General features: G+C 68.2%; 24 protein-coding genes. 12 read left to right on the forward strand and 12 right to left on the reverse strand.

The features are described 5' to 3' along the window. Nucleotide 1: 1 nt before the first annotated feature. Nucleotides 2-1,768 carry a protein kinase domain-containing protein gene (locus ACZYVJ_RS23895; protein ID WP_463833616.1) on the reverse strand — a complete coding sequence of 589 codons (1,767 nt, stop codon included), beginning with the start codon at nt 1,766-1,768 and terminating at the stop codon, nt 2-4. A 131-nt stretch (nt 1,769-1,899) separates the two neighbouring features. Then, a complete protein-coding gene (locus ACZYVJ_RS23900; protein WP_463833617.1) occupies nt 1,900-2,796 on the reverse strand; it encodes a peptidylprolyl isomerase in 897 nt (298 codons plus the stop codon). A 115-nt stretch (nt 2,797-2,911) separates the two neighbouring features. On the opposite strand from ACZYVJ_RS23900, the gene ACZYVJ_RS23905 reads away from it, so the two are divergent. Both ACZYVJ_RS23905 and hisS read left to right on the forward strand, forming a co-directional pair. Further along, entirely contained in the window at nt 2,912-3,568 is a 657-nt protein-coding gene (locus tag ACZYVJ_RS23905) for an MBL fold metallo-hydrolase (protein ID WP_463833618.1), read from the forward strand. A 3-nt stretch (nt 3,569-3,571) separates the two neighbouring features. Then, nucleotides 3,572-4,843 (forward strand): histidine--tRNA ligase, encoded by a 1,272-nt coding sequence (hisS, locus tag ACZYVJ_RS23910; RefSeq protein ID WP_463833619.1) that lies wholly within the window; start codon nt 3,572-3,574, stop codon nt 4,841-4,843. Nucleotides 4,844-4,847: 4 nt separating this feature from the next. Here the strand turns inward: hisS and ACZYVJ_RS23915 are convergent, their stop codons facing one another. Together ACZYVJ_RS23915 and ACZYVJ_RS23920 are read right to left on the reverse strand one after the other, a co-directional pair. Next, a complete protein-coding gene (locus tag ACZYVJ_RS23915; RefSeq protein WP_406816088.1) occupies nt 4,848-5,072 on the reverse strand; it encodes a deoxyribodipyrimidine photolyase in 225 nt (74 codons plus the stop codon). 127 nt (nt 5,073-5,199) lie between these two features. Next, on the reverse strand, nt 5,200-5,685 hold the full coding sequence (locus tag ACZYVJ_RS23920) for an SRPBCC family protein (RefSeq protein ID WP_463833620.1): 486 nt from the start codon (nt 5,683-5,685) through the stop codon (nt 5,200-5,202). 103 nt (nt 5,686-5,788) lie between these two features. Here ACZYVJ_RS23920 and ACZYVJ_RS23925 point away from each other — a divergent pair, with 103 nt between their 5' ends. Together ACZYVJ_RS23925 and ACZYVJ_RS23930 are read left to right on the forward strand one after the other, a co-directional pair. Continuing rightward, entirely contained in the window at nt 5,789-7,285 is a 1,497-nt protein-coding gene (locus tag ACZYVJ_RS23925; protein WP_463833621.1) for an HNH endonuclease signature motif containing protein, read from the forward strand. A 43-nt stretch (nt 7,286-7,328) separates the two neighbouring features. Continuing rightward, the gene (locus ACZYVJ_RS23930; protein ID WP_463833622.1) at nt 7,329-8,357 is read left to right on the forward strand and encodes an Rv2578c family radical SAM protein; all 1,029 of its coding nucleotides are present in this window, start codon (nt 7,329-7,331) and stop codon (nt 8,355-8,357) included. A 17-nt stretch (nt 8,358-8,374) separates the two neighbouring features. Here the strand turns inward: ACZYVJ_RS23930 and ACZYVJ_RS23935 are convergent, their stop codons facing one another. Continuing rightward, nucleotides 8,375-9,976 (reverse strand): purple acid phosphatase family protein, encoded by a 1,602-nt coding sequence (locus ACZYVJ_RS23935; RefSeq protein ID WP_463833623.1) that lies wholly within the window; start codon nt 9,974-9,976, stop codon nt 8,375-8,377. An 89-nt stretch (nt 9,977-10,065) separates the two neighbouring features. Here ACZYVJ_RS23935 and ACZYVJ_RS23940 point away from each other — a divergent pair, with 89 nt between their 5' ends. Next, complete coding sequence (locus ACZYVJ_RS23940; RefSeq protein WP_463833624.1) at nt 10,066-10,494, forward strand: hypothetical protein; 429 nt, start codon at nt 10,066-10,068, stop codon at nt 10,492-10,494. Nucleotides 10,495-10,502: 8 nt separating this feature from the next. On the opposite strand, the gene ACZYVJ_RS23945 is transcribed toward ACZYVJ_RS23940, so the two are convergent. Both ACZYVJ_RS23945 and ACZYVJ_RS23950 read right to left on the reverse strand, forming a co-directional pair. Then, on the reverse strand, nt 10,503-12,107 hold the full coding sequence (locus ACZYVJ_RS23945; RefSeq protein ID WP_463833625.1) for an MFS transporter: 1,605 nt from the start codon (nt 12,105-12,107) through the stop codon (nt 10,503-10,505). A gap of 52 nt (nt 12,108-12,159) precedes the next feature. After that, the gene (locus ACZYVJ_RS23950; protein ID WP_463833626.1) at nt 12,160-12,711 is read right to left on the reverse strand and encodes a helix-turn-helix domain-containing protein; all 552 of its coding nucleotides are present in this window, start codon (nt 12,709-12,711) and stop codon (nt 12,160-12,162) included. A gap of 71 nt (nt 12,712-12,782) precedes the next feature. Here ACZYVJ_RS23950 and ACZYVJ_RS23955 point away from each other — a divergent pair, with 71 nt between their 5' ends. Beyond that, nucleotides 12,783-13,568, forward strand: a complete 786-nt coding sequence (locus tag ACZYVJ_RS23955) for an aldolase (protein WP_463833627.1) — start codon at nt 12,783-12,785, stop codon at nt 13,566-13,568. Between the two features lie 36 nt (nt 13,569-13,604). Further along, entirely contained in the window at nt 13,605-14,486 is an 882-nt protein-coding gene (locus tag ACZYVJ_RS23960; protein WP_463833628.1) for a dihydrodipicolinate synthase family protein, read from the forward strand. A 6-nt stretch (nt 14,487-14,492) separates the two neighbouring features. Here the strand turns inward: ACZYVJ_RS23960 and ypfJ are convergent, their stop codons facing one another. Genes ypfJ through ACZYVJ_RS23975 form a run of 3 tightly spaced genes read right to left on the reverse strand, consistent with a single transcriptional unit; the run spans nt 14,493 to nt 16,856 of the window. Continuing rightward, a complete protein-coding gene (gene ypfJ, locus ACZYVJ_RS23965) occupies nt 14,493-15,371 on the reverse strand; it encodes a KPN_02809 family neutral zinc metallopeptidase (protein ID WP_463833629.1) in 879 nt (292 codons plus the stop codon). Nucleotides 15,372-15,380: 9 nt separating this feature from the next. Continuing rightward, on the reverse strand, nt 15,381-15,890 hold the full coding sequence (locus ACZYVJ_RS23970) for an SRPBCC family protein (protein WP_463833630.1): 510 nt from the start codon (nt 15,888-15,890) through the stop codon (nt 15,381-15,383). Nucleotides 15,891-15,899: 9 nt separating this feature from the next. Continuing rightward, nucleotides 15,900-16,856 (reverse strand): oxidoreductase, encoded by a 957-nt coding sequence (locus ACZYVJ_RS23975; RefSeq protein WP_463833631.1) that lies wholly within the window; start codon nt 16,854-16,856, stop codon nt 15,900-15,902. A gap of 20 nt (nt 16,857-16,876) precedes the next feature. Here ACZYVJ_RS23975 and aspS point away from each other — a divergent pair, with 20 nt between their 5' ends. From aspS to ACZYVJ_RS23990, 3 genes are read left to right on the forward strand one after another with little or no spacing between them, the layout of a single operon-like run. Continuing rightward, nucleotides 16,877-18,664: an aspartate--tRNA ligase gene (gene aspS / locus ACZYVJ_RS23980; RefSeq protein ID WP_463833632.1), complete on the forward strand. Its 1,788-nt coding sequence runs from the start codon at nt 16,877-16,879 to the stop codon at nt 18,662-18,664. Continuing rightward, entirely contained in the window at nt 18,661-19,095 is a 435-nt protein-coding gene (locus ACZYVJ_RS23985) for a nitroreductase family deazaflavin-dependent oxidoreductase (RefSeq protein WP_463833633.1), read from the forward strand. The genes aspS and ACZYVJ_RS23985 overlap by 4 nt, the downstream gene beginning before the upstream one ends. A gap of 3 nt (nt 19,096-19,098) precedes the next feature. Further along, nucleotides 19,099-20,178, forward strand: a complete 1,080-nt coding sequence (locus ACZYVJ_RS23990; RefSeq protein WP_463833634.1) for an FUSC family protein — start codon at nt 19,099-19,101, stop codon at nt 20,176-20,178. Between the two features lie 5 nt (nt 20,179-20,183). Here the strand turns inward: ACZYVJ_RS23990 and ACZYVJ_RS23995 are convergent, their stop codons facing one another. Next, nucleotides 20,184-20,573: an MmcQ/YjbR family DNA-binding protein gene (locus ACZYVJ_RS23995; protein WP_463833635.1), complete on the reverse strand. Its 390-nt coding sequence runs from the start codon at nt 20,571-20,573 to the stop codon at nt 20,184-20,186. Nucleotides 20,574-20,671: 98 nt separating this feature from the next. On the opposite strand from ACZYVJ_RS23995, the gene ACZYVJ_RS24000 reads away from it, so the two are divergent. Both ACZYVJ_RS24000 and ACZYVJ_RS24005 read left to right on the forward strand, forming a co-directional pair. Continuing rightward, complete coding sequence (locus tag ACZYVJ_RS24000) at nt 20,672-21,643, forward strand: transglutaminase family protein (protein WP_463833636.1); 972 nt, start codon at nt 20,672-20,674, stop codon at nt 21,641-21,643. After that, a complete protein-coding gene (locus ACZYVJ_RS24005) occupies nt 21,636-22,691 on the forward strand; it encodes a zinc-binding metallopeptidase family protein (RefSeq protein ID WP_463833637.1) in 1,056 nt (351 codons plus the stop codon). The genes ACZYVJ_RS24000 and ACZYVJ_RS24005 overlap by 8 nt, the downstream gene beginning before the upstream one ends. On the opposite strand, the gene ACZYVJ_RS24010 is transcribed toward ACZYVJ_RS24005, so the two are convergent. Next, nucleotides 22,688-25,303 carry a circularly permuted type 2 ATP-grasp protein gene (locus tag ACZYVJ_RS24010; RefSeq protein WP_463833859.1) on the reverse strand — a complete coding sequence of 872 codons (2,616 nt, stop codon included), beginning with the start codon at nt 25,301-25,303 and terminating at the stop codon, nt 22,688-22,690. The genes ACZYVJ_RS24005 and ACZYVJ_RS24010 overlap by 4 nt on opposite strands. Nucleotides 25,304-25,343: the final 40 nt, after the last annotated feature.

Consider the following 25,343-nt stretch of genomic DNA (forward strand, 5'->3'; position numbering starts at 1 on the left):
CCTAGCTCAGTCGCACCGAGGTGATCTTCACCGGGTCGGTGGGCGCGCCGCTCTGACGATTGCCGGCGATGCCGGCCCGGGCGATCTTGTCCAGGGTCTGCAGCCCGGCCTGGTCGATGGTGCCCAGCACCGTGCTCTGCGGTTCCATCTCGGAATCCTGATAGATCAAGGCGAATTGGCTGCCGTTGGTGTTGGGTCCCTCGGTGGCCATCACGATGGTGCCGCGCGGGTATACCACCGTCGCGCGCAGCGCGGGATCGTCTGGCTTGTATTGGTCCGTGGGGTACTCGTCACCGAATTCGTAACCGGGGCCACCGGATCCGTCCACCTCGGGACCGCCGCACAACAGCGATCCGCCGTCCTGGGAGCTGATCAGCCGGGCGCACTGGGTGTTGTCGAAGAATTGCTGCTTGGCCAGGCTGATGAAGCTGTTCACCGTGCACGGGGATTCGGAATTGGCGAGTTGGATTGGAATGTCACCGAAGTTGGTGGAGATGACGGCCCCGATCTGCGGGGGAGTGGTGGACACCTTGCCCGACTGCGGCGGGTTCACCGGCCGGGTGGCCGGGTCCGGCACCGAATGGTATTGGCAGTTGGCCCCCAGGTCGGCCGGCGGCGCGAAGGCCGGCAGCGGTGGCACCGTCGCCGACGCCGGGCCGTTGGAACCGGGGTTGGATCCGGGCCTGCCGGGCGCCCGCACCCGGGTCTGGGTGGGCGAGGCCGCGCTGTCGGCCGAACCGTGGCTCTGGGTGACCAACGCGAAAACCAGGGCCGCCACCGCGGCCAGCGCCAGCGCCGATGCGCCGACGATGCCGACGAGCAAACGCCGCGAATGCGTTGGGCGCCCGGGCTGCAACCGCGGATCGGGTGTGCCCCCCGGCGGGGGAGCCGCAATCCCCGGCTGCGGCGCCGCGCCCGGTGAACCCGACGTCGTGGCCGTGCCAGTGCCGACCAGCACCGCTCTGGCGGCCTCGGCGAGCTCGATCGCCGTCTGATACCGCTGTTCGGGGTCCTTGGCCATGCCGCGAGCGACAACGGCGTCGAAGCCCGTCGGGACACCCGGTGCCGTCGCGGACGGTCGCGGCGGTGGGGCGTTCAGGTGCGCGTTGAGCTGTTCTTCGAGGCTCTCTCCGGCGTATGGCCGCTTGCCGGTCAGGCACTCGTGCAGAACGCAGGCCAGCGAGTAGACGTCGGCACGGTGATCCGTTTTGCCTTTGAAGCGCTCGGGCGCCATGTACGCGACGGTGCCCATCGTGGCACCGGTCTGCGTGAGTTGGGTGTCGGCCTCGGTGCGGGCAAGACCGAAGTCGATCAAATAGACGAAATTGTGTGCAGTGGTGATCAAGATGTTCATCGGTTTGATGTCGCGGTGGATCAACCCCGCCTGGCGGGCGCTGTCCAGCGCGGCCGCAACCTGCTCGATCACCGCGACCGTCTGCTCGGGGCTGAGGCGGTCGCCGTTTTCGTTGATGTACTGGGACAAATGGCGGCCCTCGATCAGCCGCATGTCGACGTAGAGCCGGCCGTCAAGCTCGCCAAATCCGTGGATGGGCACCACGTGTGGGTCGTTGAGGGCCGCCGCTATCCGAGCCTCCCGGCGGAAACGCTGCTGGAAGTCTTGATCCTCAGCCAGATGCGGCGGAAGCACTTTCAGCGCGACTACCCGGTCCGTGGTTGTGTCGTAGGCGCGGTATACGCGTCCCATCCCGCCGCGCCCCAACAGGTCCAATATTCGGTAATGACCGAATGAGTCCGGATCCAGATTCACCCAACGACCATAAGCTCTCGGCGGTGCGCGTCGGGCGAATCGCGCCGATCAGAGGGAGTTTCGCGTCGATCCGGGCTAGTCCCGATGGTGGCGACCCGCTTCGCCCGGCTCCGCCGCGCTCGCGATCGCCACTAGTCGAGCGCCACCGAGGTGATGGTCACCTCGGTGGTGGGTGCCCCGTCTTCGCCGCCACCGGCGACGCCGGCCTTGGCGATCTTGTCCAGGGTGGCCAGCCCGTCGGGCTGGATGGTGCCGAATACGGTGTATTGCGGCGGCAGCTGGGAGTCCTTGTACACCAAGAAGAATTGGCTGCCGTTGGTACCGGGCCCGGCGTTCGCCATGGCCAGGGTGCCGCGCGGATAGACGACGGGCTCCTGCGCCTTGGGGTCGTTCGGCGGGAACTGGTCGGTCGGGTATTCGTTGGCGAATTGATAGCCCGGGCCGCCGGTGCCCTCGCCTTTCGGGTCGCCGCACTGCAGGACGCCCAGTCCCTGCGAGGTGGTCAGCCGGTGGCACTTGGTGTTGTCGAAGTATTTCTGGCCGACCAGGCTCGCGAAACTGTTGACGGTGCAAGGCGATTCGTTGTTCGCCAGCATCAGGCCGATGTGGCCCTGGTTGGTCACCATGCTGGCGCTCACCTGGGCGGGGTCGGTGGGCACCTTGCCGGTCCGCGGCGGCTTGACCTCCTTGGCCGCCGGTTGGGATGACGCCGGGTACTGACAGTTGGCGCCCACGTCGGCCGACGGCTTGAACGGCGGCAGCGGCGCGGTCTGACCCGGCTGCCCGGGCGCCGTCGTCTCCGGCGCACTGCTGCTGCTGTTGGTCGTCGACGCCGCGGTATTGCTCTTGTGGTCGTCGTGCTTGGTGTTCACGATCGTGATCACCACCGCCGCGATCACGGCCACGGCCACGATCGAGGCGGCCGCGATCAGCACGATCCGGCGCGTCTTGGCTTGCTTCGCGCGCCGCTCCAGCTGCCGTTCGAGCTTGCGCTTGGCGTTGGCACGTCGCTGTTCGTTGGTCGGCACGGCCGCTATGCCTCCATGCTTGGTGAAGTCGGAGCCCTTACGGGTGAGGTGCCAGCTCAGGCTAATGTGGGCGCCGCGACTCGTGTCAAGTGGGGCCCGTGGGAAACTGGGAACCGTGTTGATCACCGGATTTCCCGCCGGCATGTTGCAGTGCAACTGCTACGTGCTGGCCGAGCGGCCAGGAACGGATGCCGTCATCGTGGATCCGGGGCAACGGGCGATGGGCCCGCTGCGAACCATCCTGGACAAGAACCGGCTGACGCCGGCCGCGGTGCTGCTGACCCACGGGCACATCGACCACATGTGGTCGGCGCAGAAGGTGTCCGACACCTACGGTTGCCCGACCTACATCCATCCCGAGGACAGGTTCATGCTCACCGACCCGATCTACGGCCTGGGCCCGCGCCTGGCGCAGATGGTGGCGGGTGCCTTCTGGCGGGAGCCCAAGCAGGTCGTCGAGCTGGACCGCGACGGCGACAAGCTGGACCTGGGCAGCGTGACCGTCAACGTCGACCACACGCCCGGACACACCCGCGGGTCGGTGGTGTTCCGGGTCGCCGGGGACGAGGACGTCGTGTTCACCGGTGACACGCTCTTCGAACGCGCGGTGGGTCGCACCGACCTGTTCGGCGGCAGCGGCCGGGACCTGTTGACCTCGATCGTCGACAAGCTTCTGGTGCTCGACGACAAGACCGTGGTGCTGCCGGGACACGGCAACTCCACCACCATCGGCGCCGAGCGGCGCCTCAACCCGTTCCTCGAAGGCCTGTAGCCCGTGCCGGAATTCTCAGCGTTCTCCGCACCCAAAGGGGTACCGGACTACGTCCCGCCGGATTCGGCGCAGTTCATCGCGGTGCGCGACGGCCTGCTCGGCGCCGCGCGCCGGGCCGGCTACGGCGACATCGAGTTGCCCATCTTCGAGGACACCGCGCTGTTCGCCCGCGGCGTCGGCGAATCCACCGACGTGGTGTCCAAAGAGATGTACACGTTCGCCGACCGTGGCGATCGTTCGGTGACGCTGCGGCCCGAGGGCACCGCGGGCGTGGTGCGCGCGGTCATCGAACACGGTTTGGACCGCGGCGCGTTGCCGGTCAAACTCTGTTACGCGGGGCCGTTTTTCCGCTATGAACGTCCGCAGGCCGGCCGCTACCGCCAGCTGCAGCAGGTCGGCGTGGAGGCGATCGGCGTCGACGACCCGGCTCTGGACGCCGAGGTGATCGCGATCGCCGACGCCGGCTTCCGCTCCCTCGGGCTGGACGGATTCCGCCTGGAGATCACCTCGCTGGGCGATGACAGCTGCCGGCCGCAGTACCGGGAACTGTTGCAGGAGTTCCTCTTTGGGCTCGACTTGGATGAGGAAACCCGGCGGCGGGCGCAGATCAATCCATTGCGGGTGCTCGACGACAAGCGGCCCGGGGTGCGGGCCATGACGGCCGACGCTCCGGTGCTGCTCGATCACCTGTCCGACGCGGCCAAGCAGCACTTCGACACCGTGCTGGCGCACCTGGACGCGATGGGTGTGCCCTACGTCATCAATCCCCGCATGGTGCGCGGGCTGGACTACTACACCAAGACCACGTTCGAGTTCGTGCACGACGGCCTGGGCGCCCAGTCCGGCATCGGCGGCGGTGGCCGCTACGACGGCCTGATGCGCCAGCTCGGCGGACAAGACCTGTCCGGCATCGGGTTTGGGCTCGGTGTGGACCGTACGCTGCTGGCGCTGCGCGCGGAGGGCAAGAGCGTGGGGCAGACCTCGCGGTGCGAGGTGTTCGGCGTGCCGCTGAGCGAGCAGGCCAAGTTGCGGCTGGCGGTGCTGGCCGCGCAGTTGCGCGCCGGGGGTGTGCGCGTCGACATCGCCTACGGTGACCGCGGACTCAAGGGCGCGATGCGCGCGGCCGACCGCTCCGGCGCCCGGATTGCGCTGGTCCTCGGCGACCGCGACATCGAGTCCGGCACCGTCGGGGTGAAGGACCTCGGGACCGGGGATCAGGTACCCGTCGCGCTCGATTCGGTGGTCTCCGAGGTGCTCGGGCGGCTCGGTCGGTAGGCCGTCATTTTTTGCTGGGAATGATGATCACGACGATCAACGTCAGGATCGAAAAGAACAGCCCGAGAATTCCCCAGCCCAGGGGATTGCGGCCCTTCATCATGGCGATGATTCCGCAGACTATTGCGGCGATAATGCTGCCGATGGCGACGAAAATTCCCTTGATGCCACGGAGGATAAAGCCGGCCGCGACCGGGTCCGAACTCGCCAGAATTACCTGGTGCAACATGACAGGTCCTTTCGTGAGGGGCCCCGAGGTAATACCCGAACAAATGTCGCGCGAAACCGCGCCCGCAATCTCTCGCTCACCCGAAAGGCGATGAGCAACACGGCGTGTGGCGCTGGCGGCTCGGGGTTTATCCGCGCGGATAACCGCGGCGCACCGTGCGGTCGAGAATTCCCAAAGTCGCGCGCAATGCGCCCTCGGACAGGATCGGGAAAATTCCGGCTTCTCGCCACTTCGGGTCGATGTTCGACCAGTCGTAGAACGAGGTGACGATCGTGGCCGCGCCGTCCCCGGTGGGGGTGAGCGCGTAGCCGTAGACGTGGCCGATTGGCGGCTTAATCTGCCCGAGAACCGTCCAGGAAATCAGCCGATCCTGCTCGAATTCCTTGATGTCGACGGTGACGTCGTATTTGCCCAATTCCGGGAAATCATTCAATGATTCGCGGTCCATGTGAACGACGAACTGATCACCGACGGCCCGCACCGCGTCGCCCTCGGCGTCTTGAAGCATTCCGGACGAGTCGATCGCCACGTGGCCCTGCGGATCGCACAGCACGGCGAAGATGGCCGGGGCGGGCGCAGCGATGGTGCGGGAGGTCTCGATGCGTTCGGTCATGTTTCCTCGCGGCCGGCGTGCGGACGATACGACCCGCAGCTTAACCGCGCGTGCGAGCTGCGGCGCCAAAAACGTGTCGTACCCCGATGCCATAATCGAACGTATGTTCGGAGAAACGATTGCGCGGCTGGATGAGCTGTTCGAGCGCCACCATCCATCGGTGACGCCGAAGTCGGCGGCGCTGTTGGAGCGCATCGGTGCGTTTTCGCGGGGGGAGAATCGTGCGGCGGCTGAGCAGTTGGCGGCGATAGGGGAGTTGTTTTCGTATCGGCTTTCGCGCTGTTCGGAGTGTGAGGAGTGGGCGGTCGACACCGAGGCGGCGGTGAGCGCGGAGGTCGCCGCGGAGCTGCGGATCAGTCAGGGGCTGGCGGCCAGTCGAGTACGGTATGCCCGCGCGATGCGCGAACGGCTGCCCAAGGTCGGTGAGGTCTTTCGGGCCGGCGACATCGACTTCCGGCTGTTTTCCACGATCGTCTATCGCACCGATCTGATCACCGACCCTGACGTGATGGCGGCGGTGGACGCCGAACTGGCGGTCAAGGTGCCGCGCTGGCCGTCGATGACGCGGGGGCGGGTGGCGGCACACGTGGACAAGATTGTCGCCCGCGCCGACGCGGACGCCGTGCGCCGGCGCGGCGAGGATCGGGCCGACCGACAAGTTTGGGTCGTCGACATGGAAGGCGGGCTGTCGCACATCGAAGGCAGTCTGTTGAGCCCCGATGCGCATTCCCTGGATCGGCGGTTGGACGCGCTGGCGGCCACGGTATGCGATAGGGACCCGCGCAGCCGCGATCAACGCCGCGCCGATGCGTTGGGCGCATTGGCCGCCGGTGCGGACCGGCTGGGATGCCGGTGCGGGTCCCCAAGTTGCACTGCGGGGAACCGGGGTGCTGCCGGACCGGTGGTGATTCATGTAATCGCCGAGCGCGCCGCCCTGGACGGCCGCGGCCAGGTGCCGGCCGTCGAGGTGGGTGCCGAGGGGTTGATCCCGCCGGAGCTGCTGGTAGAGCTGGCCGCCTCGGCGAAGCTGGCGCCGCTGGTCCATCCGATTGACTCCGCGCCCGAGCCGCGTTACCTGCCATCGAAGGCGCTGGCCGATTTCGTGCGGTGTCGAGATCTGACCTGCCGCTGGCCCGGCTGCGACCACCCGGCCACCGAATGCGATGTGGACCATACGATTCCCTATAGCGAAGGTGGGCCCACGCACGCGTCGAACCTCAAATGTCTTTGCCGCACACATCATTTGGCGAAGACCTTTTGGGGTTGGCAGGACCGGCAGTTGCCCGACGGGACGTTGATTCTGACTTCCCCCTCGGGGCGCGCCTACGTCACCACACCGGGCAGCGCCCTGCTGTTCCCCAGCCTGTGTGCGCCCACCGGCGAGATTGTCGCGCCGACCCCGCGGCCGGCCGACCACTGCGGCGAGCGCGCCGCGATGATGCCCAGGCGGCGGCGCACCCGCGCCCAAAACCGGGCCCACCGCGTCGCCGCCGAACGCCGGCAGAACCGATTGGCCCGCCAACCGCTCGAAAGGCATTCCGAAACAGACTATTTCGCCCTCGCTGAAGCCGTCGGCGACGGGGAGCCCCCTCCCTTCTAGCGACACACTTGACTAGCTCTCGAACTAATGTTCGAATACGTGCATGCGGTGGGCAAATCAGGCCGTCGCGGTCAACGGGACGCCGGTCGAGGACGGGGCGCTGCCGGGGCTGCAGCGCATCGGCTTCCTGCGCAGCGTGCGCTCGCCGCAGTTCGACGGGATCACCTTTCACGAGGTGGTCTGCAAGTCCGCGCTGAACAAGGTGCCGAACGCGGCGGCGCTGCCGTTCCGCTACACCGTCAACGGCTACCGCGGCTGCTCGCACGCGTGCCGGTACTGCTTCGCCCGGCCCACCCACGAATACCTGGAGCTGGACTGCGGCAACGATTTTGACACCCAGGTCGTCGTCAAGACCAACGTCGTCGAGGTGCTGCGTCGCGAGCTGCGGCGGCCGTCCTGGCAGCGCGAGACCGTCGCCCTGGGGACCAACACCGATCCGTACCAGCGCGCCGAGGGACGCTACGCCCTGATGCCCGGCATCATCGGCGCCCTGGCCGAATCGGGGACGCCGCTGTCGATCCTGACCAAGGGCACGCTGTTGCGGCGCGACCTGCCGTTGATCACCCAAGCCGCGGCGCAGGTTCCCGTCTCGGTCGCGGTGTCGCTGGCCGTCGGCGATCCCGAGCTGCACAAGGACGTCGAGCCCGGCACGCCCACGCCGCAGGCGCGGTTGGCCCTGATCAGCGCGATCCGCGCCGCCGGGCTGGACTGCCATGTGATGGTCGCGCCGGTGCTGCCGCATCTCACCGATTCCGTCGACCATCTCGACGGGCTGCTCGGCCAGATCGCGGCGGCCGGCGCCAACAGCGTCACGGTTTTCGGCCTGCATCTGCGCGGCTCCACCCGGGGCTGGTTCATGGCGTGGCTGGCACGCTCGCATCCCGAGCTGGTCGGCTGCTATCGCGAGCTGTACCGGCGCGGCGCCTACTTGCCGCAGGGCTATCGCGACATGTTGCGGGCGCGCGCCGCCCCGCTGATCACCAAACATCGACTGGCCGGCGACCACCGCCCGTTCTCGCGAGCGGTCTCGGCCGCGCCGGCGCCGGAACCCGTTCAACCGACGCTGTTTTGAGCTAGTCCGGCTCGGGGCTAGCCGGCTTTGTCGCCGCGCGGCTTGGTGAGCGTGAATTCGTCGATCACGGCGACCTCACCGAACGGGCCCCGCAGCGCATAGTGCGTCGCCTTGATCGAGGTGTTCCCGCCGGGTTGGCCCGGGTCGACGTCGAAAGCCACGAAACCATAAGGGTTCTCACGGTCGCGAAATGCCGACCACGGCGCTTCCTCCACCGCGTAGATCGGGGCCTTGCGGCCCAGCCCGGGATCGAATGCGCCCACGCCGGTCACCACACGGCACCGGAGATCGGGGAAGAACATCGCGTTGCTCGGCGCCGAGGTGCCGCCGCCACCGATGACCAGGTGCACCGTTCCGCGCGTGGCGTCGATGACATCGTTTCGGGTGTCGACGGGTATCGGCGTGCGGGTGTCGGTGCCAAGCGTGCCGCGCAACGGATGCGAGCGCTCGTAATGGTGTTCGTGACCGCACACCACCAGGTCCACCCGGTACTGGTCGAACAGCGGCAGCCATTCCTCGCGGATGCCCAGGTCGGCGCCGTTGGTCTTGTCGGCGGTGGAGATAGCCGTCTGGTGCATGCACACGACGATCCAGTCGATGTCCGGGTCGCGCCGGGCCGCGGCGAGTTCGTTTGCCAGCCAGCGCTTTTGCTCGCCGCCGGAGTAGCCGTGCACATAGAAGTTGCCGCCGTCCTGAAAGGCGACGTCGTCGTTGCTCAGGCTGATCACCCGCACCGAACCGGCGGTGAACGAGTACCACATGCCGCTGGTCTCGGGGCTCGACCCGGAATCGGGTACCGCGAAGTAGGCCTGATAGGCCCCATAACCGATTGGCCCGTTACCCAATTCGTTCTCGTGATTGCCGGCCGCCGGCATCCAGGGCCGGTACCGCGCCGAGCGGGTGTTGTTCTCGAACCAGTTCGACCACGTTCGCACCCGGTCGCGGGCCAGGTTCGCGTAGCACAGGTCGCCGTTGATCAGGTTGAACAGCGGGCCCATCCGTTCGATCGCCATGGTGGTGTCGGCAGCGGCCGGTGAGCCGATGTTGTCGGTGGCGTAGCTGCCGTTGGGCATCTTGGCCAGGGCCGGTGTCGACTGGTCACCGAAGCTGGTGAACAGCAGTCGCTTTCGGCCCGTTGGTGCGGTGCGCACGGTGCCCTGCTCCGGTTGCGCGCCGTCGTGCACCGCGGCGTACACGTAGTCGGTGTCCGGGGTGAGGTTGGTCAGCCGGGCGTGGTTGACGCGAACTTCGGTGCCCGACTTCGCGTCCCGGTAGGTGCGGGTTTCCGCGGCAACGGTGCGGCCGAAGCCCGCAGTCGGCGTCCCGAGCAGGACCCGCGGATTGCGGACCGCGTCGGCGGTGTGCCACGACACCACCACTTCGGTGCCGGCGTTCTTCCCGAACTGCAGGTGCAGCCCGCCGACCGGCGGTGCGCCGTGGCGATCGGGCTGCAGCCAGGCCATCGGGCCCCGCGGGCGTGACCACAGCAGCACGGCCCCGCCCCCGATGCCCACTCCGAGAGCCGCCGACACCGCGCCGGTCGTCAGCAACCGGCGGCGGGTCACCGCCACTTCGGCGCTATCGGCCTGGTTGGGGGCCGGACGCGTCTCATCACTCATGCTTGCTTCATACCGGAGCCGGGCAACCGCGGGCACAGCTGCCGGTAAACACCCGAACCGCCGCTAACGATTCCGGTAGCGTTTTCGATATGACGAACGTGCAAAGGACAGCGAGCGCGGTCTCAGCGGTAACGCTGGCAATGGCCGCGGGGGCGGTACTCACGCCGGCGACGGCGCATGCGGATGGCCACCAGGTGACCTACACCGTGACGAGCCCCAACAACCTGACCGCCAACGTCTCCTACGTGAACGCCGACCCGCCCAGCCAGGCCGCTTTCACCGCGGACCCGTCGAAGTTCTCGACCAGCGTGCAGGCCCCGCTCAGCGGCGGAACGCCGGTCACCTACACCGCCACCCTGGCGAACCCGAACCAGTTTGCGAGCATCACCGCCAGCGGCATGCTGCACTGGCCGGATTCGGGCAACGGCCCCGCCCAGTTCCACTGCGAGATCGCCGTGGACGGCCAGGTGGTCGCGCACGCGGACGCCACCACCACCGTCACCTGCCGACCCGGCTAGTCGCTGAATCATCGGTGCACCCGCAGCGCCAGGTAGTACTCGTGCTGCCGGGCGCTGTCGACGGTGTAGCTCACCGCCGTCGCCAGGCCGTCGTGGTCGGACTCCAGCCAGCGCTCGGTGTGCTGGTGCTGAAACTCGGTCCAGGACGGCACGGTGAACCTCTCGAGGACCGCGTCGGGGTCCTCGATGCTGTGATACAGCCGCCAGCTGTGGCCACCGGTGCGCAGCCGCGATCGCCGCACGGCGCTCATCGCCTTGACGAACTCCTGAAGTTTGTCCGCCGCCACCCGATAGCGGACGGCCACCAGGACCGGCCCGTCGTTGGGGCACGGTTCGAACACGACCACAGGCGACGGCCATGCCCTGGAGATGTCGCGGCTCAGCTTCCCGGTGGACGGCCGCAAGGGCAGAACGGCGACGCTGAGCGCGGCGGCGCCCAGGAACGCGGCCGACACAATGAGCGCGAGATCAAGCCCCGCCCGGGTGGCGATGGCGCCCCAGAGATACGAGCCGAATGCCTGCGATCCGGTGAAAACCAACAGATACACCGACAATCCGCGGGCCCGTACCCACTGCGGCAGATGGAGTTGCGCCGCGGCGTTCAGCGTCGTCAAGGTGATCAGCCACATCGTCCCGGACAGCACCAGAAACGGCGCCGCCGCGGCGAACGGCAGCCACACCACGGCGAGCGGCGCGAGTCCGTACGCGGCGGCCGAAATGGCCAGCATGGCGTTCGGCGGCACCTTCTGGCGCAGCGGCGCGGGAACCGCGACGGCGAGCACCGCGCCAAAACCTATGGCGCCCAATGCCACACCGTAGCCGCCGGCCCCCAGGTGCCACCGGTCGGCGGCGGCCACCGGCAGCAGCGCCAGTAGCGCCGAGGCGGGGAACACGAAAAGGGCTGTGCGCAACAGAATCCTGCGGAAAATCGGGCCGTTGGCCACATACCGGAAGCCGGTGACGATGGCCTGGCTGAAATGTTCCCGTTCGACGGGCGGCTCTTGCCTGGGTCGGCGCCACGCCACCAGGGCGACGATGATGCCGGCGAAGGATATCGCGTTGATGGCGAAGACGGCTGCGGGGCCGGTCGCGGCCAGCACCACGCCGCCGATCGCGGGCCCGACCACGCGGGCGATGTTCACCGAGACGCTGGCCAACGTCGCCGCGGCCGGAATCTGCTCGCGCGTGACGACCTCGGGTTGAATGGCCTGCCAGGCCGGCGCGGTCAGGGCGGAGGCGAAGCCGACCGCCAGGGTGAACAGCAACAGTGACGTCGGGGTAAGGGTGCCGAGGAACGTCAGCAAGGCCAGGGCCAGGGTCACCAGGACCGCATACGACTGCAGGAAGATCAGCAGTCGCCGCCGGTCGAAGAGGTCGGCCAGCGCCCCGGCGAAGAGTCCCAGCAGCAGCGTCGGTCCCAGGCTCGCGGTTTGAACCAGGGCCACGATGACGGGGCTGCTGTGGTCTTCGATCAGGAACCATTGGGCCGCGACGTTTTGCATCCAGGTCCCGACGTTGGAGACGAACTGCGCGATGAACAACGCGCGGAAGACGCGATTGCGCATCGGTGCCCACGCGGACGCCTGGCCGTCGTCGTCGTGCGTCGAAGGCATACGGGCAACGCCTTTCGCGTCCTGCTGGAGGAAGGGGACCGGGGGTAGCAGTTTAAGGCACGAACATGTCGCGGGGGCCGCGTGCGCCGGGCTCGGCGTGCGCGACGACGACGACTTGGGCGCGGTCGGCGCCGACCGCCCGGATCTTATGGCTGACCGAGGCGTCGAAATAGGCGCTGTCGCCCGGCCCGAGCGTGAACGTCTGGTCCCCGTAATCGAGTTCGACTGTTCCGGCGTGCACGAACATGAATTCCTGGCCGGCATGTTCGGGATGGGGATCGTCGGCAAGCTGCTCCGTCGGGCGAACCACGAACGGCGACATCGACTTTCCCAGCAACGACGAGGCGAGCACCCGGTAGCGCTCACCCTCGGTGTCGCCGGTAGCGCGCTCGACGGTGATCTTCTCCTGCGCCGCCTCCTCGGAGAACAGCCGCCCCACGTCGACCTCGAGGGTCCGGGCGACCTTGAGGGCCACCGCGATCGACGGTGTGCTGCAACCGCGTTCGATCTTGGAAAGGTAGCTCTTGGTCAGTCCGGTCTGCCGGGCCAACTCCTCCAGGGTGAGGCCGCGTTGCTTGCGGACCGCGCGCAGCAGTGCGGTCACGGGCGACCCCTCTCATGACACAAGGTTTCCTATAGTGATAATATTGTGTCATATCGCCGAAGGAGCCGATTATGGCCAGCACGTTCACCGAGTCGAAGTCCGAATTGATGCGGCGGGCTGCCGAGCAGTTGACGGCGAACGTCGCCGATTCGCAGTTGACCACCCGCCAGAAGCTGGCCTTGACGTGCCGGGCGCTGTTCGACGCCGGGCACGACTCCGGGCTAGCCGGGCAGATCACCGCCCGCGCCGAGGCGGACGGCACCTACTACACCCAGCGGCTGGGCCTGGGATTCGACGAGATCACCGACGGTAATCTGCTGCTGGTCGACGAGGACCTCAACGTCCTCGAGGGCGACGGAATCGCGAACCCCGCCAACCGTTTTCACAGCTGGATCTATCGCGCCCGGCCCGACGTCCAGTGCATCGTGCACACCCACGCGTTTCACGTGGCGGCGCTGTCGATGCTGGAAGTCCCGCTGATCGTCTCGCACATGGACACCACGCCGCTCTACGACGACTGCGCGTTCTTGCCGAAATGGCCGGGCGTGCCGGTCGGCAACGAAGAGGGCGAAATCATCACCGCCGCACTCGGCGACAAGAAGGCGGTGCTGCTGGCGCATCACGGCCACGTCATCGCCGGTGCCAGCGTCGAGGAGGCGTGTTCGTTGGGAATCCTCATCGAGCGCGCCGCCAAGCTGCAGCTGACCGCCATGGCCGCCGGCGCCGTCAAGGAACTGCCCGAAGAACTGGCCCGCGAGGCCCACGACTGGACGTTGTCACCGCAGCGCAGCCGCGCCAACTTCGCCTACTACGCCCGCCGGGCTTTGGCCCGGCATCCCGACGTGTTGACCAGCTGAACCCGTTATCCGCCAACCTAATCCGAGGAGCCCTCTGTGGCGCAAACGCCCACGCCCAAGATCCACGGCATCATCGCCTACCCGGTGACCCCGTTCTCCGAAACGGGGATCGACACCGAACGGCTGGCCGCACTGGTCGAGCGGTTGGTGTCCGAAGAGGTTCACGCGATCGCGCCGCTGGGCAGCACCGGCGAGCTGGCGTACCTCGAGGAGCCCGAATTCGACACCGTCGTCGACACCACTATCGCCACCGTCGCCGGCCGCGTCCCGGTGGTCGTCGGGGTGTCAGATGTGACCACTGCCAAGACGATTCGGCGCGCCACGTACGCCCAGCAAGCCGGGGCCGAGGCGGTGATGATCCTGCCGGTGTCCTACTGGAAGCTCACCGAGCGCGAGATCTTCCAGCATTACCGCAGCATCAGCGACGCCATCTCCATCCCGATCATGGCCTACAACAACCCGGCCACCAGTGGTGTCGACATGCCTCCCGAGCTGCTGGTGCGCATGTTCGAAGGCATCGACAACGTCACTATGGTCAAGGAATCCACCGGTGACCTGACCCGGATGCGGCGCATCGCCGAACTGTCCGGCAACCGACTGCCCTTCTACAACGGCAGCAACCCGCTGGTGCTCGACGCGCTGAAGGCCGGAGCGTCCGGATGGTGCACGGCCGCACCGAATCTGCGTCCACAACCCTGCATTGACCTGTACGAGGCGGTGCGTGCGCAAGACCTCGACACCGCGCAGAAGCTGTACGACGACCTCAAGCCGCTGCTGACTTTCATCGTCGCGGGCGGACTGGCCACCACCGTGAAGGCCGGCCTGGAGCTGCTCGACTTCCCGGTCGGCGACCCGCGCGCGCCGCTGCTGCCGCTCGACGAGCGGGGCCGCGCCGAGTTGCGGGGCTTGCTCGCCTAGTCGCGGTTAACCGAGGTCGGGCGCGGAGAAGGTGTCACACTTATTCGGGTCGCCGGTCTGGTAGCCGATGGTGAACCACTTCTGCCGCTGTTCGGACGAGCCGTGCGTCCAGGACTCGGGGCTGACGCGGCCGGTGGATTCCTTCTGGATCCGGTCATCGCCCACCGACGCCGCGGCGGAGAGCGCATCGGAAATGTCCTTGTCGCTCAACGGTTCCAGGTAGGGCACACCTGTGCTCTCCTGCTTGACGGTGGAGGCGTAGTGCGCCCAGATCCCGGCATAGCAGTCGGCCTGTAACTCGGTGCGCACGCCGTTGCCGCCGGCGCCCTGCGCGCCCTGCTGCGAGCGGCCCAGCAGGCCCTGCAGGTTCTGCACGTGGTGACCGTATTCGTGGGCGACCACGTACTCCTGGGCGAACGGTCCGCCGCTGGAACCGAATCGATCGACCAGCTCCTTGAAGAAGTCGGTGTCGAAGTACGCCGTTTTGTCCACCGGGCAGTAGAACGGCCCGACCGCGGTGGTGGCGTGTCCGCAGCCGGTCTCCACCGATCCGGTGAACAGCCGGACGTGGGGACGGGTGTAACCCTGCAGCAGCTGGTGCCACACCGCGTCCACCGAGTTGCCGGTCGCCACCACGCGGCATTGCACGTACTTGTTGGCGTCAGCGCCGGTCTTGCACTGGCTCAGGTCGAACCCGGGCGCCGAGTAGCCGCCGGTGTTCGTCTGCTGGGAGTTCATCACGCGGCCGGGATCGACGCCTAAGAACAGCGCGCCGATGAGAATGAGCAGCCCGAGGCCACCACCCCCGACCGCCATTCCCATGCCGCCCCCACCGGACGAGGACGCGGTGCTGGTGTCGATCTGCATGCCCTCGTTGAAGGTCATGACGCTCTCCTAACGTTGCCGGGTCGCAAGGGAGTCGGTGTAGCTGCGCAGGTTGCGCAGGTAGCGGCGCAGGGCCAGGTTCAGCAGCGGACCCACCACGACCATCGCCAGCTTCGCCGGTCCGGCCGGTTTCTGGGCCATGGTCCACGTCAGGCGGCAGCCCCCCGGGATGACCTCGACCCGGTAATCCTCGGCGAAGGCCGCCACGGATTTGGTCGAGCACTCGTTGAACCGGAATGCCATGTGCGTGAACGGTTCCCAGGCGAGGAATTCCTCGTTGCCGACGATGCCGCCGCGCATCTCGACGACGCGGGTGGTCCCGACGCCGCGCGGCTCGGGACTGGTCCAGGTCACCTTGGTGATCACCTTCGCCCACCGCGGCCAGGATCCGGCGTCGGAAAGCACCTCGAACAGCTGCTCGGGGGTGATGGCCAGGTCCACGCTGTTGCGGAAGCGGTAACGGCCCTCAACAGAATCAGCGTCGGTGAAGCTGGTATCGACGCGCTCGCAGGGGAACATGACAACAACTTAGCCGGGGCCGTCGCTGGCCGCGGCCAGTAAGGGCACTATGACATCGCTGATCGGCGTGGCCAGGCCGTGGGCCCGTCCCTTGCGGATGATCACCCCGTTGCGGATGTCCCACTCCATCGGCCGCTGATGTTCGGCGTCGGTCAGGATCGAGGTGCCCATGTCCTCGGCGACGTTTCTGAACATCTCGACCAACTCGTCGACCACGCCGTCGGCCAGCCGGGCTCCCTCGGCCCGCGCCACGGCCAGGCATTCGGCGACATAGCGGCGCGACAGCGCGGCGACGTCGTCGCGGCGGAACATTCCCGACCGCCTGCGCGCCAGCGCCATGAACCCCGCCAGGGCGTTGGTGAGCAGCTTGTGCCAGACCGCGGTGATGATGTCGGGGTCGCACTCCACCCGGCAGCCGGCGCCGCGCAGCAGCTCGGCGATGGTCTGTCCGGACGGCCCGCTGGGCAGCACCAGGGCTGCCTCGCTGCGCAAGCGCACCCAGCCCTCGGGCTGGGCCTGGGCCGAGTACCACACGATCCCGGGGATGACGGGGGACAACGGGCAGTGCGGCTGCACCTGCTCGACCTGCTCGACACCGTTTTGCAGCACCACGACGATGGTGTGGACGTCGCACAGCCGGGCCAGCCAGCCGGCGGCCGCGTCGTTCTGGGTGGCCTTGACGGCCAGCAGGACCACGTCCACCGGCCCGCTCACCTCGGCGGGATCGGTGTGCACCGGCCCGGGGACGACGATCGGCTCGGCCCCGTCGGGCCGCAGCTCGATGGCGTCGCGCGGGGTGCGACCGCACACCATCACCGAGTGACCGGCCCGGTACAGCAGGGCGGCGGCCGTCGTGCCGACGGCGCCGGGACCGACCAGGGCGATGTGGGTAGCAGCGTCTGTGGCGATGCCACCGAAATTACCTCCTTTAGACTGGGCACTCGTTCTGGCCGGGTGCAACCACATCGGGAAATGGGGAGTGTTTCGTGCTGCGCAGTCACGCCGCGGGTTCGCTGAGGAGTAGTGACGCCGGGCAGCAGGTGACGCTGGCGGGCTGGGTGGCCCGTCGCCGCGACCACGGCGGCGTCATCTTCATCGACCTGCGCGACGCCTCCGGGATCGCCCAGGTGGTGTTCCGCGAGGGCCTTGAGGAGGGGCAGGTGCTGGCCCAGGCGCACCGGCTGCGCGCCGAGTTCTGTGTCGCGGTCACCGGTGTGGTCGAGATCCGGCCCGAGGGCAACGCCAACCCGGAGATCGCCACCGGCGACATCGAGGTCAACGCCACCACGCTGACCGTGCTGGGGGAGAGCGCACCGCTGCCGTTCCAGCTCGACGAGCCGGCCGGCGAGGAGCTACGGCTGAAGTATCGCTACCTGGACTTGCGCCGCGACGGGCCGGCCGAGGCAATCCGCTTGCGCTCCAAGGTGAATGCCGCCGCCCGGTCGGTGCTCGCCCAACATGACTTCGTCGAGATCGAAACCCCGACGATCACCCGGTCAACCCCGGAAGGGGCGCGTGACTTCCTGGTGCCGGCCCGATTGCACCCCGGCTCGTTCTACGCCCTGCCGCAGAGCCCGCAGCTGTTCAAGCAGTTGCTGATGGTGGCCGGCATGGAGCGCTACTACCAGATCGCCCGCTGCTACCGGGACGAGGATTTCCGCGCCGACCGCCAGCCGGAGTTCACCCAGCTCGACATGGAGATGAGCTTCGTCGACGCCGGGGACGTCATCGCCATCTCCGAGGAGATCCTGTCCGCGCTGTGGGCGCTGATCGGGTACGAGATTCCGACGCCCATCCCGCGGATCAGCTACGCCGACGCGATGCGCCGATTCGGCTCCGACAAGCCCGACATGCGCTTCGGCCTCGAGCTCGTCGAGTGCACAGAGTTCTTCAAAGACACCACATTTCGCGTCTTCCAGGCACCGTACGTCGGCGCGGTGGTGATGCCCGGCGGGGCCTCGCAGCCGCGCCGCACGCTGGACGGCTGGCAGGAGTGGGCCAAGCAGCGCGGGCACCGCGGATTGGCGTACGTGCTGATCGCCGACGACGGCACGCTGGGCGGTCCGGTCGCCAAGAACCTGTCCGACGCCGAACGGGACGGGCTGGTCGCGCACGTCGGTGCCAGCCCGGGGGACTGCGTCTTCTTCTCGGCGGGCCCGGCCAAGCCGTCGCGGGCCCTGCTGGGCGCCGCCCGCGGCGAGATCGCCCACCGGCTGGACCTGATCGATCCGGACGCCTGGGCATTCGTCTGGGTGGTGGACCCGCCGCTGTTCGAGCCCGCCGACGACGCGACCGCCGCCGGCGACGTCGCCGTCGGCTCGGGGGCGTGGACCGCGGTGCACCACGCGTTCACCTCACCCAAGCCCGGGCACGAGGGCGGCATCGAGACCGACACCGGCAACGTGCTCGCCGACGCCTACGACATCGTCTGCAACGGCAACGAGATCGGCGGCGGATCGATCCGTATCCACCGCCGCGACATCCAGGAGCGGGTGTTCGCGGTGATGGGCCTGGACCACGCCGAGGCCCAGGAGAAATTCGGATTCCTGTTGGAGGCCTTCACCTTTGGCGCGCCCCCGCACGGCGGGATCGCGTTCGGCTGGGACCGGATCAACGCGCTGCTGTCCAGGGTCGACTCCATCCGCGAGGTGATCGCCTTCCCGAAGACCGGCGGCGGCGTCGACCCGCTCACCGAAGCGCCTGCGCCGATCACCGCCCAGCAGCGCAAGGAGTCCGGAATAGACGCCAAGCCCGAGAAGGTTGACCGGGCATGACTCAACAAACGCCGGACAGCGGCTTCCTCAATGATTTCAACGAGCAGATCATCGCGGAGTTTCGCGCCAACGACGGCAAAGTCGGCGGCCAGTTCGAGGGTGCCAACCTGCTGTTGCTCCACACCACCGGCGCCAAATCCGGGCAGCCCCGGGTATCGCCGCTGGCCTACTTCCGCATCGACGGCAAGCTCATCATCATCGGCTCCTTCGCCGGCGCCCCGGTCAGCCCGGCCTGGGTGCACAACCTGCGGGCCAACCCGCAGGCACGGGTGGAGATCGGCACCGACACCTTCGACGTCGCCGCCCACGAGCTGCCCGCCGACGAACGCGCCGCGCTCTTCGACAAAGTCACCGCCGTCGCGCCCGGCTTCGCCGAGTACCAGGCCAAGACCACCCGGGTGATTCCGCTCTTCGAGTTAAACCGGACCTAGTCGGTGGGCGCTTCGCGGCGGGCGTTGCCACCACTGGCTCTCGACGCCGCGCGCGCGGGCAGCAAACGGCTGCGGCTGGTCTGGTTCAACCTGGTGCAGACCGCGGTGGCCGCGGGCCTGTCCTGGTACCTGGCCCACGATGTGCTGGAGCACCCGCAGCCCTTCTTCGCGCCGATCGCCGCCGCGGTGTCGTTGTCGACCAGCAACGTGCTGCGCGCGCAACGCGCCATCCAGATGATGATCGGGGTGACCCTGGGTATCGGGGTGGGTTCGCTGGTGCAGGGCCTGCTCGGTCCCGGCGGGGTGCCCATCGCGGTCGCCGCGCTGGTGGCGCTGGGCGCCGCCGTGTTCATCGGGGGCGGCTTCATCGGGCACGGCATGATGTTCGCCAACCAGACCGTGGTGTCGGCGATCCTGGTGCTGGCCCTCTACCGCGGCGGCGTCGGGCTGGAACGCATCTTCGACGCGCTGATCGGCGGTGCGGTGGCCATCGTCTTCGCCGTCCTGCTGTTTCCCGCCGACCCGCTGACGGTGCTGCGCAATGCCCGCGTCGGCGTGCTCGGGGTGCTGCACGACGTGCTGTCCCGGGCCGCGGACGTCGCCGTCGGCCGCAAGGAGCCGCCGCCGGACTGGCCACTGACGGCCGTCGACCGGGTGCACGAACAGCTCAGCGGGCTGCTCGAAGCACGCACCACCGCACGCCAGGTCGTCGCCATCGCGCCGCGACGGTGGGGCCTGCGGACCGCGATCCGGTCCGCCGACCATCAGGCCGTGCATGTGGCCCTGTTGGCCGGCTCGGTGCTGCAACTGGCCCGCGCGGTGTCGGCGGGCCCCGGTCCCACCGCGGACGGCGGCCGCGACCGCCTTCCGCAGCCAGTGCCCACCGTGCTGGTGGTGCTGGCGGCCGCGACCGCGCTCGCCGACACCGATCCCGCCGGCGCCTGCGCGTACGCGGCCTCGGCGCGTCATCACGCCGCGGAACTGCAGTCCGGCGCGGGCGAGAAGACGCAGGTGATCCTCGCTGACGTCGTCAGCGCCTGCGTCGACGACCTGCAACGGGTCATCGATCTTCGGCACGTCTGAGCGCTCTAGCGCGAGTCGGCCAGGAACTCTTGCACCAATTTTCGCGGCGCCTGGGTCAGCCACGCCTCGGTGATCAGCTCCTCGAGGTCACGCACCGAAATCTCGGCCAGGTTGACCAATACCGCGGGATAGCCGTCGAAATGCGGTGTGGTGAAGTAAGTCCCGGGCTCGTCGTCGATCAGCGCGAACTTGACGCCCTCGTCGGACACCCGGACGCCGAGGATGTCGCCCTGCGGCGGTCGGGGGCCGTTGCTTTCCAGCGCCTCGCGCTCGGAGGGCCGCAGCGGCCGCTCCCAGGCCAGCAATTTCTTGCCGACCCGCCAGTCGTGCGGTGACGGCTCGGAGGTGAGTGCCAGCTCACCAACGATGCGGGCGACGTCGCCCCACGTGGCCACAACACGATTGTGCTCCCGTTTTGGCGCGGATGCCGTCGGATCGGCAAACGGTATGCGACCGGGCGTCCCGCGCACCCCGCGCAACCGTGCGGCATGTGATGAGATCAGCGGTGAGGAGGAGGAAGCGCTTGCCAGCAGAACCAGGCGAACCGGGGACCGGGGCCGCACGCCGCCACCGGGTAACCCACCGCACCGAGTACCGCTACTCCGACGTCGTGACCAGCTCTTACGGTCGGGGATTTCTCACCCCGCGCGACTCGCTGCGGCAGCGCTGTGTCGCGCATCGACTGATCATCGACCCGGCCCCCGCAGACAGCTCCACCAGCGAGGACAGCTACGGCAACATCAGCTCCTATTTCCACGTGACCGAGCCGCACGAGGTCCTGAAGGTGACCAGCGATTCGATCGTTGACGTCTATCCGCCCGGCCCGGATCTCTACACCGGCGGGCCGGCTGCGCAGCCGTGGGAGGCGGTCCGGCCGGTCGGGCCCGGCGGAGCGCTGGCGACCGAGTTCACCCTGGACCTCAATCCGCCGGAGATCACCGACGACGTCCGCGACTACGCGGCGCCCAGCTTCACCCCCGGGCGCCCATTGATCGAGGTGTTGCGCGATCTGACGTCGCGCATCTTCACCGATTTCACCTACCGATCGGGGTCGACGACCATTTCCACCGGGGTCAATGAGGTTCTGGCCGCCCGCGAAGGGGTATGTCAAGACTTTGCCAGGTTGGCGATCGCCTGCCTGCGAGCCAACGGGTTGGCGGCCAGTTACGTTTCCGGGTACCTGGCCACCGATCCGCCACCGGGAAAGGATCGGATGATCGGCATCGACGCCACCCACGCCTGGGCAGCGGTGTGGACTCCGCAGCAGCCCGGCCAATTCGAGTGGCTGGGGCTTGATCCCACCAACGATCAGATGGTCGACGAGCGCTACATCGTCGTGGGCCGGGGCCGTGACTACGCGGACGTCCCGCCGCTGCGGGGCATCATCTACACCAACTCCGAGCACAGCGTGATCGACGTCGCAGTCGACGTGGTGCCCTACGAAGGTGAAGTGCTGCATGCGTGACTTCACCTGCCCCAACTGCGGTCAGCGCCTGACCTTCGAGAACTCGACCTGCCTGAATTGCGGTAGCGCGCTGGGATTTTCGCTCGACCAGATGGCGCTGCTGGTGATCTCTAAGGACGACACAGGCGAGCACGCCGGCTTCGTGCACGCCAGCGAGTATCAGCTGTGTGCCAATTTGCTTCTCGCCGAGTGTAATTGGCTGGTCCCAGTCAACACCCCCCGGCTGTTGTGCCCCTCGTGCGCACTGACGACCGAGCGGCCCAACGACGCCGACACCGTCGGGATGGCCGAGTTCGCCCGCGCCGAGGCGGCCAAGCGCAGGTTGATCGTCGAGCTGCACGAGCTGAAGCTGCCGATCGTCGGCCGGGACAGGGATCCCGACTACGGGCTGGCGTTCCGGCTGCTGTCCAGCGCGCACGAGAAGGTGATGACCGGACACGAAAACGGGGTCATCACCATCGATTTGGCCGAGGGTGACGACGCGCACCGCGAGCAGCTGCGCGTCGAGATGGACGAGCCGTACCGGACCCTGCTGGGGCACTTCCGCCACGAGATCGGGCATTACTACTACTACCGGCTGATCGCACCGTTCAGCGACTACGTGCAGCGGTTCAACGAGCTGTTCGGTGACCACGAAGCCGACTATCAGGAGGCGCTCGACCGCCACTACAACCAGGGCGCTCCCGAGGGCTGGCAGGAGCACTTCGTGTCGTCCTATGCCACGATGCATCCCGCGGAGGACTGGGCCGAGACGTTCGCGCACTACCTGCACATCCGCGACACGCTGGACACCTCGGCGTGGTGCGGGCTGGCGCCGGCGTCGGCCACGTTCGACCGGCCCGCGTTGGGCCCCAGCGCTTTTCAGACGATCATCGACACGTGGCTGCCGTTGTCGTGGTCGCTGAACATGGTGAACCGGTCGATGGGCCACGACGACCTGTACCCGTTCGTGCTGCCGGTCGCGGTCCTGGAGAAGATGAAGTTCATCCACACCGTGGTCGACGACGTGGCCTCGGAGTCTCGCGGTCGCGCTTCGGTCGCCGGCTAGGCCGGCATCACCCGTCGTTCGTCGGGACCCCAAATCGGTTGCATGCCACCGGGCAGCGCCAGCTGGGTGGTGGTGATGACCTCGGCCAGGTTGCGCAGCTCGACGTGCACCGAAGCGAGCAGCTCCGCCAGCTCCGCGCGCCGGCCGTCGCCGCCGACACGTTCGAGCTCGGCGGGATGGGACCGCCGCAGCAGGGTGCCGATCTCGTCCACCAGCCGTTCGGGGCGCGACGACCCCGACGAGCCGGGCAGGTCCCTGAGGTTGGTCCGCAGCCGCTCCAGCTGGTACAGCAGCGACCGCGGGTTCTGCGCGTCGAACAGCATCAGCTCGGCCATCGCGGCCACGCTGATCTTGCCGACCGTGCGGCGCCGGTAGATGACCGAGGACTCGCACGCCACCAGAGTGGACTCGATGACGGTCTGTTCGGCCGCGGCGCCGCGCCCGACGGTCAGTGTGGCCTGCAGTAGCGCCGTCAGCCACAGCCCGCGCTCGATCCGTTTGCCGATGTCCATCATCGTCCAGCCGACGTCGCGCACCATCGACTCGTTGGCCACCCCGGACAGGGTCAGCATGCCGGCCAGCGTCTGGGCCTGGGCGCCGGTGAGCAGGGCGTCGGCCTCGGAAAGTGAGTCCGGCGGTTCGCTTTTCAGTGCCAGCGCGCGCTCCACCGCCGCCAGCACCATCCAGGTGTCGTTCGACATCTGGTCGCGCACCGCCCGCGCGGCCAGTGCCAAACCCTCCACCGATTGCACCAGGGAGCCGGGCCGGTCCGGATCGACGGTGAGCGACCACAGCGTGGAGGGGGCGATCGCGATCATCTCTGCGTGGTCGCCGTCGCTGTCGGCCGCGATGTCGGTTCCGGTGAGGCGGCCCAGCGCGGTCATCAGCACCGGCACGCATTCGCTTTCCTCGCTGTGCTGGTGGTGGCGGTAGACGTGGAACCGGTCGCGGGCGACGATCAGCAGCCGCGCCATGCTTTCCGCGCGCTCACCGTAGCGTCCGATCCAGAACAGGTCGGACAGCACACGCGGGGAGCTGACGCCCCAGGTACCCGCGGCCGTCTTCGCCGGCGGTTCCGGCGTCGGCAGGCTGATCGCCTCGGTGCGGGCCCGCTCGGTGGGTCGCACCCAGATATCTTTCGCCGCAATGGTTTGCAGCGTGTATGCGGCGGACCCGGGCGCCAGCACGTAACCGATGCCGCCGATCATCGGCGCGTAGCCGCCGCGCTGGGCCACGGTGAACAACCGGATGCCGACGCCCGCCGACGACAGCACGCCGGCGTGATCGGTGGGCGCCGTCGAGAATTGCGGCAGCTCCTGACCGATCCACTGCCACGGCGTCTGCTCGATGCGGGCCGCCAACTGTGTCAGCTGCTGAGCCGAAAGCGTAGGCCCGACAAGGGTTTTCTCGCCGGCGGTGGACTTCACCAATAACGACGACAGGTTCGCCAGCAGGTGTGAGCGTTCACCGGCGATGCCGCCCCAGTAGACCTGGGCGGTGGGCAGCTGCAGCTCTTCCGACAGCAGATGCTCGGCCATCGCGGGCAGGAAACGCAGCAGCCCAGGGTTTTCCAGAATTCCGCTGCCCAGCGTGTTGACCACCGTCACCGTCCCGCGGTGCTGGGCCTCCACCAGACCGGCCACCCCGAGCCGGGAGTCGGCGCGCAGATCCAGCGGGTCCGTGTAGTCGGCGTCGACCCGGCGCAGGACGACGTCGACGCGCTTCAGCGTGCCCAGCGAGCGCATCCACAACATGCCGTCGCGCACCACCAGGTCGGCGCTTTCCACCATCGGAAAACCCAGCAGCGTGGCCAGATAGGCCTGGTCGAATGCGGTCTCGGAATAGATGCCCGGGGACAGCACCACCACGACCGGGTCATGGGCGTCATCGGGGGCGGCGTCGATCAGCGCCAGCCGCAGCGTCTGGGCGAACGGCGTGGTCGGCCGCGGCGCGATGCGCTCGTAAAGGTCGGGAATCGAGTGCGCGACGACGCGCCGGTCGGCCAGCGCGTACCCCGCCCCCGAGGGCGCCTGGGTGCGGTCGCCGTTGACCACGAACGCGCCGTCCGGGCGCCGGCTGACGTCGCAGGCGTGCATGAAAAGCTGGTGGCGGCCCGGGATTTCGATACCGTTGGCCGCGCGTACGTACCCGGGGTGGCCGAACAGCAGCTCGGCGGGCAGGACGCCTTCGGTGAGCAGGCTGCGCCGACCGTACAGGTCGGCCAGCACCGCGTCGAGTACCCGGGATCGCTGCAGCAGGCCGGCCTCGAGCATCTCCCAGTCGGCCGCGGACAGCACGATGGGCAGGGTGTCCAGCTGCCAGGGCCGGGGCTCCTGGCCGCGACCGCCGGGCTCGACACCGGTGTAGGTGATGCCGTCGCTGTCGATGAGGTCGTGCACCACCGAGCGCAGCCGGTCCAGTCCGGCGCGACCCCGCTCGGCGATGGCGTCGGCCAGCTCCGCCCAGGCCGGGCGCACGTTGCCGTCCTGGTCGACGAACTCGTCATAGCCGCTTGCCGGGCCGTGCCGCAGATCGAAGAGCGCTTCCTGGGCCCGCGCGGCGCGGTATCCGGCCAGCAGGCGATCGGCGTCGTAACGCGCGGTGCCGGCCATCGAGCCGGGCCCAGCCGGTGCACCGGTGCCGAATGTCATG

This window comes from Mycobacterium sp. IDUB_3 (assembly GCF_055419585.1).